We start from the raw sequence: 1,610 nt of genomic DNA, 5'->3' as shown, positions 1-1,610 counted from the left end.
CCCACGGCGCCCCTGACGCCCCGCCCGGTCTGCTCGCCGTCATCGACATGCAGCGGGTCTTCGCCGAGCCGGACAGCCCCTGGGCCGCGCCCCGCTTCGACGAGGCCGCAGCCGGGGTGCGGCGCCTGCTGCCGGCGTTCGGCGACCGCGTCGTGTTCACCCGCTTCATCGCGCCGGAGCAACCCGAGGGCGCCTGGCGGGCGTACTACGACCGGTGGACGTTCGCCCTGCGCCCGGCCGACGCCCCGCTCTGGCACCTGGTCGACGACTTCTCGAAGGGCCTCCCCGGCGACGCACGCCACCTCCTGGACGCGCCCACCTTCGGCACATGGGGCCCGGACCTCGCCGCCCGCCTCGGAGGGGACGGGCCTCTGGTCCTGGCCGGGGTCAGCACCGACTGCTGTGTCCTGTCCACCGCCCTCGCCGCCGCCGACGACGCCGGGGGTCGAGGTGCTGGTGGTCGCCGACGCCTGCGCGGGCGCCGACGACGACTCCCACGCCAAGGCCCTGTACGTACTGGGCCTGTACCGGCCCCTGGTGCGCGTGGCGACCGTCGACGAGGTCCTCGCTCAGTCGCGCCCCGCACCCCGGTAGAGGTCCGGTTCCCCGTCGAGTTCGACGGCGAGTACGGTCGCGTACGGGTCGAGGTCGGCCTCGCCGGGTGCGTCGATCCAGGTCACGCCGGGCACCGCGTCAAGGCCGCCGATCACCCGGTGGTCCAGTTCGGTGCCCGTGCCGAGGACGGTGACCCGGGTGACCCGGTTGCGCAGTCCCCGTACCGCCACGGACTCGCGCGGCACGTCGAAGCACATCAGATACAGGGTGCGCCGGTCGGCCGAGAGCGTGCTGGGGCCGTAGTGATGCCCGGCGGGCAGCCCGGCGACCGTGCCGTACACGGCGTCGGAGTGGCGGCCGATCCAGGTGCCGAGCCCCTCCAGCCGCTCGATCTGCTCGGCGGTGATCGTCCCGTCCTCGCGGGGCCCGACGTCCAGCAGCAGATTGCCGCCCATGCCGATCGTCTCGGTGAAGTAGCGCACCAGCTGGCGCACCGACTTGTGGTTGTCGTCGTGGTGCTGGAAGCCCCATGAGTCGTTGACGGTGAGGCACAACTCCCAGGGCCCGTCGGGCGCTTCGAGCGGCACACCCTGCTCCGGGGTGGCGTAATCGCCGTGGCTCAGCATGCGGGCGTTGAGGACGGTGTCCGGGTTCTCCGAGAGGATCAGCCGGGCCAACTCCTCGATCCGCCACTGCTGTTCGGTGCGTTCCCACTCGCCGTCGAACCAGAGCAGATCGGGGCGGAAGCGCTCGACCAGCTCACCCACCTGGGCGTCGCGGTAGGCGAGGTAGCGGTCCCAGGCGGCGGGGTCCTCCTCACCGGGGGCGGCATGGGAGTACGGGTTGGCGTCGTTGCCACCGGGATGGCTCTGCGGCCACCGCTCGATGTCCGGGTGGCGGACGCTCGCGTAGTCCGGGTGGCTCCAGTCGGAGTGCGAGTAGTACAGGCCCACCTTCAGGCCGCGCTCGCGCAGCGCGTCGACGTACCCGGCCACCAGGTCCCGGCCCGCCGGGCTCCGCCGGACCACGCTCAGGTCGCCCTGCGCGGTGTCCCA

1 protein-coding gene and 1 pseudogene are annotated in these 1,610 nt (G+C 72.9%); one reads left to right on the top strand and one right to left on the bottom strand.

Annotated features, from left to right (window positions below; genetic code table 11):
- Window positions 1-47 precede the first annotated feature (47 nt).
- Window positions 48-594: pseudogene (locus tag AOK15_RS34050) on the top strand (cysteine hydrolase family protein).
- On the opposite strand, the gene AOK15_RS34045 reads toward AOK15_RS34050, so the two are convergent.
- Window positions 570-1,610, bottom strand: a 1,041-nt coding sequence (locus tag AOK15_RS34045) for an alpha-L-fucosidase (protein ID WP_055522174.1), incomplete at its 5' end; no start/stop codon positions are given. The pseudogene AOK15_RS34050 and the gene AOK15_RS34045 sit on opposite strands and share 25 nt — an antisense overlap.

It is taken from the genome of Streptomyces ossamyceticus (assembly GCF_001418475.1).
Taxonomy (GTDB): Bacteria; Actinomycetota; Actinomycetes; order Streptomycetales; family Streptomycetaceae; genus Streptomyces; species Streptomyces ossamyceticus.
This window is presented reverse-complemented; position numbering and strand designations above follow the sequence as displayed.